This window comes from Candidatus Ulvibacter alkanivorans, assembly GCF_003333325.1.
GTDB lineage: Bacteria > Bacteroidota > Bacteroidia > Flavobacteriales > Flavobacteriaceae > Ulvibacter_A > Ulvibacter_A alkanivorans.
In genome coordinates this window covers 1-9168 of record NZ_QOLC01000052.1, presented here as the reverse complement: position 1 = coordinate 9168, position 9168 = coordinate 1, and the positions used below count along the sequence as shown (strand labels likewise).

Annotated in this window: 4 protein-coding genes; all 4 read left to right on the top strand. The window is 41.3% G+C overall.

Annotated elements, in window-relative coordinates; all coding sequences use genetic code 11:
- On the top strand, positions 1 to 341 hold a 341-nt coding region (gene rplL, locus DWA30_RS03855; RefSeq protein ID WP_114491226.1), incomplete at its 5' end, for a 50S ribosomal protein L7/L12.
- A gap of 136 nt (positions 342 to 477) precedes the next feature.
- Positions 478 to 4290: a DNA-directed RNA polymerase subunit beta gene (gene rpoB / locus DWA30_RS03850; protein WP_114491225.1), complete on the top strand. Its 3813-nt coding sequence runs from the start codon at positions 478 to 480 to the stop codon at positions 4288 to 4290.
- Positions 4291 to 4395: 105 nt separating this feature from the next.
- Positions 4396 to 8694, top strand: a complete 4299-nt coding sequence (rpoC, locus tag DWA30_RS03845; protein WP_114491224.1) for a DNA-directed RNA polymerase subunit beta' — start codon at positions 4396 to 4398, stop codon at positions 8692 to 8694.
- A gap of 133 nt (positions 8695 to 8827) precedes the next feature.
- The gene (locus DWA30_RS03840; protein WP_114491223.1) at positions 8828 to 9151 is read left to right on the top strand and encodes a DUF3467 domain-containing protein; all 324 of its coding nucleotides are present in this window, start codon (positions 8828 to 8830) and stop codon (positions 9149 to 9151) included.
- Positions 9152 to 9168 lie beyond the last annotated feature (17 nt).

Below are 9168 nucleotides of genomic sequence, written 5' to 3'. Positions count from 1 at the left end.
ACTTAACAGTAAAAGAAGTTAATGAGTTAGCTACTATATTAAAAGATGAGTACGGTATCGAGCCTGCTGCTGCAGCTGTTGCTGTTGCCGCTGGTGGTGGTGCTGCAGGTGGTGACGCCGAAGAAGAAAAGTCTGAATTCGACGTAATTCTTACTGCACCAGGAGGTTCTAAATTAGCAGTTGTAAAACTTGTTAAAGAACTTACCGGAGCTGGTCTTAAAGACGCAAAAGAATTAGTAGATAATGCGCCTTCTCCAATTAAAGAAGGTGTTTCTAAAGACGAAGCTGAAGCCTTAAAAGCTCAGTTAGAAGAAGCTGGAGCAGAGGTTGAGCTTAAGTAAGCTCCCACTACTTCAAACCTTAAGGTTTAGGTCTTCCGCATTGGGCGGAAAGACCTAAACCATTTTGCGTATATAAAGGTTATCATTTTAGTATATACGCACACACAGATTATTTTAATTAAAATTCCGTCCATAGATGTCAGCAACGCAAACTGAAAGATTGAATTTTTCCTCTGTAAAGAACAAGCCGGAATATCCCGACTTTTTGGACATTCAGATCAAATCCTTCCAGGATTTTTTCCAATTGGAAACCAAATCAGAAGAAAGAGGTAACGAAGGCCTTTACAAGACCTTCATGGAAAATTTTCCAATTACCGACACCCGCAACCAATTTGTATTAGAGTTTTTAGATTACTTCGTAGACCCGCCGAGATATTCAATCCAAGAATGTATCGAACGTGGACTTACCTACAGTGTACCATTAAAAGCTCGACTTAAATTATACTGTACCGATCCCGAGCACGAAGATTTTGAAACGATCGTGCAAGACGTGTACCTTGGAACCATTCCTTACATGACGCCTAGCGGTACTTTTTGTATCAATGGTGCCGAGCGTGTCGTAGTTTCTCAGTTACACCGTTCACCTGGTGTGTTCTTTGGACAATCGTTCCACGCAAATGGAACTAAACTCTACTCTGCTAGGGTAATTCCTTTTAAAGGTTCCTGGATAGAATTTGCTACCGATATCAATAGCGTTATGTACGCCTATATCGATAGAAAGAAAAAATTACCGGTTACTACCCTATTCCGTGCTATCGGATTTGAGCGTGATAAGGATATCTTAGAGATCTTCGACCTTGCTGAAGAGATCAAAGCGACAAAAACCGGACTTAAAAAATACCTTGGTCGTAAATTAGCAGCACGTGTGCTTAAGACATGGCACGAGGATTTCGTAGATGAAGATACCGGCGAGGTAGTGTCTATTGAACGTAATGAAATTGTATTAGACCGCGATACCGTTCTTGAAAAAGACCATATCGAAGAGATCATCGATTCGGGTTCTAAAACTATCTTATTGCACAAAGAAGATAATCACTTAGCCGACTATGCGATTATCCATAACACGCTGCAAAAAGACCCTACCAATTCAGAAAAAGAAGCAGTAGAACATATTTACAGACAATTACGTAATGCCGAACCGCCAGACGAGGAAACCGCTCGCGGTATCATCAACAAGTTGTTCTTCTCAGATCAACGTTATAACCTTGGTGAAGTAGGGCGTTACCGTATGAACAAGAAATTAGGATTGGATATCGCAATGGATAAGCAGGTGCTTACCAAAGAAGATATCATTACAATCGTTAAATACTTGATCGAACTTATAAACTCTAAAGCAGAGATCGATGATATCGATCACCTTTCTAACCGTCGTGTTCGTACGGTAGGTGAGCAGTTGTCATCTCAATTTGGAGTTGGATTAGCGCGTATGGCAAGAACCATCCGTGAACGAATGAACGTACGTGACAACGAGGTGTTTACACCTATCGACTTGATCAACGCTAAGACCTTGTCTTCGGTGATTAATTCTTTCTTCGGAACGAATCAGTTGTCGCAATTTATGGATCAAACGAACCCATTGGCCGAGATCACGCACAAGCGTCGTCTTTCAGCCTTAGGACCTGGTGGACTCTCGAGAGAGCGCGCCGGATTTGAGGTTCGTGATGTTCACTATACGCACTACGGAAGATTATGTCCTATCGAAACGCCGGAAGGACCGAACATTGGACTTATTTCTTCACTTTCAGTATATGCCAAAGTAAACAACCTTGGTTTTATTGAAACACCTTACCGTTCGGTAGAAAATGGAAAGATCGATCTGAAGAATGAAGCGATCTACCTTTCTGCAGAAGAAGAAGAAGGAAAACTTATTGCACAAGCAAACATCCCGTTGAAAAAAGATGGAACTATAGATACCGATCGTGTTATTGCACGTATGGAAGGTGACTTCCCGGTGGTAGATCCTACAACGGTGCACTATACAGATGTTGCGCCAAACCAGATCTCGTCTATATCGGCATCGTTAATTCCTTTCTTGGAACACGATGATGCAAACCGTGCCTTGATGGGATCGAACATGATGCGACAGGCAGTACCATTGTTAATCGCCGATTCACCTATCGTTGGTACTGGTCTTGAAAGACAAGTAGCTTCAGATTCTCGTGTATTGATTAATGCTGAAGGAGATGGTGAAGTAGAATATGTAGATGCTAACGAGATCGTTATTAAATACGACCGTACCGATGATGAGCGTATGGTTAGTTTTGATGGTGATGAGAAAACCTACAATCTTGTAAAGTTCAGAAAGACAAACCAAAGTACCTCTATTAACTTGAAACCAATTGTTCGCAAAGGGGATCGAGTTAAAAAAGGACAAGTGTTATGTCAAGGATACGCTACAGAAAAGGGTGAACTTGCTTTAGGTAGAAACATGAAAGTTGCCTTTATGCCTTGGAAAGGGTATAACTTCGAGGATGCGATCGTGATCTCTGAAAAAGTAGTTCGCGAAGATATCTTTACTTCGATTCATATAGACGAGTATTCATTAGAAGTTCGAGATACCAAATTAGGTAATGAAGAATTGACAAATGATATTCCTAATGTTTCCGAAGAGGCAACAAAAGACTTGGACGAGCACGGAATGATCCGCGTTGGTGCCGAGGTGAAGCCCGGAGATATACTTATAGGTAAGATCACTCCAAAAGGAGAAAGCGATCCTACCCCTGAAGAAAAATTATTACGTGCGATTTTTGGTGACAAAGCCGGTGATGTAAAAGATGCTTCTTTAAAAGCTTCTCCATCATTGCGTGGTGTTGTCATCGACAAAAAGTTGTTTGCTCGTGCTATCAAAGATAAGCGCAAGCGTGCAAAAGATAAAGAGGATATCGCAGAACTAGAGGTAAAATATGACGCAAAATTCGATGCATTAAAAGATGTATTGGTAGAAAAGCTGTTCGCTATTATTGGCGGAAAAACAGCTCAAGGTGTCATGAACGATCTTGGTGAAGTAGTATTCCCGAAAGGAAAGAAATATACCCTTAAGATGTTAAATGCCGTAGATGATTATACACATTTAGTAGGAGGTACATGGACAACCGATGATGCTACCAACGCTATGGTTCGCGATTTGATGCACAACTATCGCATTAAAGAAAATGACCTACAAGGTAATTTACGTCGTGAGAAGTTTACGATCTCTGTTGGAGATGAACTTCCATCTGGAATCTTAAAACTTGCAAAAGTGTACATCGCTAAGAAGCGTAAACTAAAAGTAGGGGATAAGATGGCAGGTCGTCACGGAAATAAAGGTATTGTTGCCCGTATTGTTCGTGAAGAAGATATGCCGTTCTTAGAAGACGGAACACCTGTAGATATCGTACTTAACCCACTTGGGGTACCATCACGTATGAATATTGGTCAGATCTACGAAACTGTTTTAGGTTGGGCCGGACAAAAATTAGGGCGCAAGTTTGCGACTCCTATCTTTGACGGTGCTACTCTGGATCAGATCAACGAATTGACCGATGAAGCAGAAATTCCACGATTTGGTCATACCTATCTGTTCGATGGAGGTACCGGTCAACGTTTCGATCAACCTGCAACAGTTGGGGTTATCTATATGTTGAAATTAGGGCACATGGTAGACGATAAGATGCACGCACGTTCTATTGGACCTTACTCATTAATCACACAACAGCCATTAGGAGGTAAAGCACAATTTGGTGGTCAGCGATTTGGTGAGATGGAGGTTTGGGCACTGGAAGCCTACGGAGCATCGAGTACACTACGTGAAATATTGACGGTTAAATCTGATGATGTTATCGGAAGAGCAAAAACCTACGAGAGTATCGTAAAAGGGGAAGCTATGCCGGAACCGGGTCTGCCAGAATCATTCAACGTGTTAATGCATGAATTGAAAGGATTAGGGCTAGATATTAGATTAGAAGAATAACAAAACACCTACTCTCGAAAGGGAGTAGGTCCTTTTGTAATCCTTCAACCGGAGTGATAAAACACTCCAAAAACAAATAACAAACAAAGCATAGTACACAGCATTATGGCAAGAAATAAAGAAAACACAGTACAGAAATTTAATAAGATTTCTATTGGTTTAGCTTCTCCTGAATCCATTCTAGCAGAATCTCGAGGTGAAGTCCTTAAACCTGAAACGATCAATTACCGTACGCACAAACCAGAGCGTGACGGACTTTTCTGTGAGCGGATTTTTGGTCCTGTAAAGGACTACGAATGTGCCTGTGGTAAATATAAAAGAATACGCTACAAGGGGATCGTTTGTGACCGTTGTGGAGTAGAGGTAACCGAAAAGAAAGTACGTCGTGACCGTGTAGGACACATTAACCTTGTGGTTCCTGTAGCACACATCTGGTACTTCCGTAGTTTACCAAATAAAATTGGATACCTACTTGGACTGCCGTCTAAGAAATTAGACATGATCATTTACTACGAACGTTATGTAGTAATTCAGCCGGGTATTGCAAAGCATGAAGATGGAGAGCCGGTTAAGAAAATGGATTTCTTGACGGAAGAAGAATATTTAACGATTCTAGACAGCCTTCCGCAGGAAAACCTATACTTAGACGATAGCGACCCTAATAAGTTTATCGCGAAAATGGGAGCTGAATGTTTGATCGAGCTTTTACAGCGTATCGATCTAAACGAGCTTTCATTCGAATTACGTCACAAAGCAAATAACGAAACCTCTAAACAACGTAAAACGGAAGCGTTAAAGCGTTTGCAAGTGGTAGAAGCGTTGCGTGATGCCAATAAGAATCGCGAGAACAATCCGGAATGGATGATCATGAAAGTGGTGCCTGTAATTCCACCGGAATTACGCCCATTGGTGCCGTTAGATGGTGGTCGATTTGCGACTTCCGATCTTAACGATCTGTACCGTCGTGTGATCATTAGAAATAATCGTTTAAAGCGATTAATGGAGATCAAAGCTCCGGAAGTGATCTTACGTAACGAAAAACGTATGCTTCAGGAATCTGTAGATTCGTTGTTCGATAACACACGTAAGTCATCTGCAGTTAAAACCGATAGCAACCGTCCGTTGAAATCGCTTTCAGATTCCTTAAAAGGAAAACAAGGACGATTCCGTCAAAACTTACTTGGTAAACGTGTGGATTATTCGGCACGTTCGGTAATTGTTGTTGGACCTGAATTAAAATTATTCGAATGTGGTCTTCCGAAGGACATGGCCGCAGAATTATACAAGCCATTTGTGATCAGAAAATTGATCGAAAGAGGTATTGTAAAGACGGTAAAGTCTGCAAAGAAGATCATAGATAAGAAAGAACCGGTTGTATGGGATATCCTTGAAAATGTATTAAAAGGACACCCTGTATTACTGAACCGTGCTCCTACGTTGCACCGTTTAGGAATTCAAGCATTCCAACCTAAATTGATCGAAGGAAAAGCGATACAGTTACACCCATTAGTGTGTACTGCATTTAACGCAGATTTTGATGGTGACCAAATGGCGGTACACCTTCCATTAGGACCGGAAGCGATCCTAGAAGCACAATTATTAATGTTGGCTTCTCATAATATCTTGAACCCTGCTAACGGTTCGCCGGTGGCAGTACCATCTCAGGATATGGTCTTGGGTCTATACTATATGACCAAATTGAGAAAGTCGACCAAAGAAGTTCCTGTTAAAGGGGAAGGTCTTACCTTTTACTCGGCAGAAGAAGCGATTATTGCTTACAACGAGAAAAAAGTAGATCTAAACGCCGAAATTAAGATCCGTACAAAAGATTTTAATGAGAACGGGGAACTCACGAAACAAATTATTACAACCACTTTAGGACGTGTGATCTTTAATGAACAAGTTCCTGAAGAGGCCGGATATATTAATGAAGTATTAACCAAGAAATCACTTCGTGATATTATTGGTGATATTCTTGCGGTAACAAGCGTACCAAGAACAGCAGCGTTCTTAGATGCTATCAAGACCTTAGGGTATAAATTTGCATTTGAGGGCGGATTGTCATTTAGTTTAGGAGATATTATTATCCCTTCTGAAAAACAATCGATGATCGACGATGCGAATGCACAAGTTGATGGTATTATTGGGAACTATAACATGGGTCTTATTACCAATAACGAGCGTTACAATCAGGTGATCGATATTTGGACAGCGACCAATGCTGAATTGACCGAACTTTCGATGAAACGAATTCGAGAAGATCAGCAAGGGTTCAACTCGGTGTACATGATGCTTGACTCCGGAGCACGTGGATCTAAAGAACAGATTCGCCAGCTAACCGGTATGCGTGGATTGATGGCCAAGCCAAAGAAATCGAACTCCGGTGGAGGTGAGATTATTGAGAACCCGATTCTTTCTAACTTTAAAGAAGGTCTTTCGATTCTTGAGTACTTTATCTCGACTCACGGTGCACGTAAAGGACTTGCAGATACGGCCTTGAAGACGGCCGATGCAGGATACTTGACACGTCGTTTGGTAGATGTATCGCAAGATGTGATCATTAATGAAGAAGATTGTGGAACGCTACGAGGAATCGAAGTTTCTGCACTTAAGAAGAATGAAGAGGTTGTTGAAGCATTAACCGACAGAATCGTGGGACGTACAGCCTTGAACGATGTCGTGAATCCATTGACCAAAGAAGTATTGGTTGAAGCAGGTGATCATATTTCTGAAGCAATTGCTAAGAAGATTGGTGAGTCTCCAGTAGAAACCGTTGAAGTACGTTCTGCCTTAACATGTGAAGCTAAAAAAGGAATTTGTTCTCAATGCTACGGAAGAAACCTTGCTACCAACAAAATGGTACAACGAGGTGAAGCTGTTGGTGTAGTTGCGGCCCAATCTATTGGGGAGCCGGGAACACAGCTTACCCTTCGTACCTTCCACGTGGGTGGTATTGCAGGAAACATTTCCGAAGAAAATAAACTTGTCGTAAAATATAACGGAAAAGCAGAGATCGAAGACCTTAAGACCGTAAAAGGAGAAGATTCCGAAGGTAAAAAGGTAGATATCGTTATCTCGCGTACTTCCGAAATTAAATTGATCGACGAGAAGACAGGAATTACATTAAGTAACAACAACATTCCTTACGGATCGACCATTTACGTAAAAGATGGCGATAAGTTGAAAGAGGGTGATGTTGTTTGTCAGTGGGATCCTTATAACGGGGTGATCATCTCAGAATTTGCAGGTAAGATCAAGTACGAGAATATCGAACAAGGAGTTACCTACCAAGTTGAGATCGATGAGCAAACCGGATTCCAAGAGAAAGTAATTTCAGAATCTAGAGATAAGAAGAAGATCCCAACACTTCAGATCCTTGGTAAGAAAGACGAAGTAATTCGTTCGTATAACTTACCGGTTGGAGCTCACTTAATGGTAGATGATGGCGATAAGATCAAGATCGGTAAGATCTTAGTGAAGATTCCTCGTAAATCTGCGAAAGCGGGTGATATTACAGGAGGTCTTCCACGTGTAACTGAATTGTTCGAAGCACGTAACCCTTCAAACCCTGCTGTAGTTAGTGAGATTGACGGTGTTGTTTCCTTCGGAAAAATTAAGCGTGGTAATCGTGAGATCATCGTTGAATCTAAGATTGGTGAAGTGAAGAAGTATTTGGTGAAATTAAGTAACCAGATCCTGGTACAAGAGAACGATTATGTTCGTGCCGGAATGCCACTTTCTGATGGTTCAATTACTCCTGAAGATATCTTGCGTATCAAAGGGCCCTCTGCAGTTCAACAATACTTAGTGAACGAAGTTCAAGAAGTATACCGTCTGCAAGGGGTGAAGATTAACGATAAGCACTTTGAAGTAGTTGTACGACAAATGATGCGTAAAGTACGTATCGTGGATAGTGGTGATACTACATTCTTAGAGAATCAGTTGGCTCATAAAGATGACTTTATCGAGGAGAACGATAAGATCTTCGGAATGAAAGTGATTACCAATGCCGGAGATTCTGAAAGCCTTAAAGAAGGACAGATACTTACTCCACGCGAATTGCGTGATGAGAACTCTATCTTGAAACGCAACGATAAGGCGATAGTAGAAGCTAGAGATGCTGTGCCTGCAACGGCTACGCCAATACTGCAAGGTATTACTAGAGCTTCGCTACAAACCAAGTCGTTTATCTCGGCTGCTTCCTTCCAGGAAACTACTAAAGTATTGAACGAAGCTGCGGTTAGCGGTAAGGTCGATACCTTAGAAGGCTTGAAAGAGAATGTGATCGTAGGTCATAAGATTCCTGCCGGTACCGGTATGAGACGTTATGATTCTATAATCGTAGGATCTAAAGAGGAACTGGAAGAAATGACACGCGAGAAGCAAGAAGTGAATTATAATTAATAAAGGAACAGGCCTCGATCTTGGTCGAGATCTTGTTCACTGAAATAACAAAATCCCATGAGAACTCATGGGATTTTGTGTATATTGAAATGATATAAACAAGGTTCTAAATAAGGACCCCAACTAAAATACAATGGCAGACGAAAAGAAAAAACAACAAGGAAAACAAGGACAGATTAATATAGAACTCGATGAAAATGTCGCACAAGGAACGTACAGTAACTTAGCGATCATCAATCATTCGGTATCTGAATTCGTAGTCGATTTTGTAACGATCATGCCGGGCGTACCTAAGAGTAAAGTAAAATCGCGCATCATCTTGACACCGCAACATGCAAAACGATTTCTAAAAGCGTTGAACGAAAATGTAAAGCGATTCGAGAATGCTCATGGCGAGATCAAAGATTATCAACAGCCACCTATGCCTATTAATTTTGGACCTACTGGGCAAGCCTAGGTCTAAACACATCATTT

Excerpts from the sequence above, each read along its gene's own strand:
- rpoB (WP_114491225.1), top strand. The coding sequence starts at position 478 with ATGTCAGCAACGCAAACTGAAAGATTGAATTTTTCCTCTGTAAAGAAC.
- rpoC (WP_114491224.1), top strand. The coding sequence starts at position 4,396 with ATGGCAAGAAATAAAGAAAACACAGTACAGAAATTTAATAAGATTTCT.
- DWA30_RS03840 (WP_114491223.1), top strand. The coding sequence starts at position 8,828 with ATGGCAGACGAAAAGAAAAAACAACAAGGAAAACAAGGACAGATTAAT.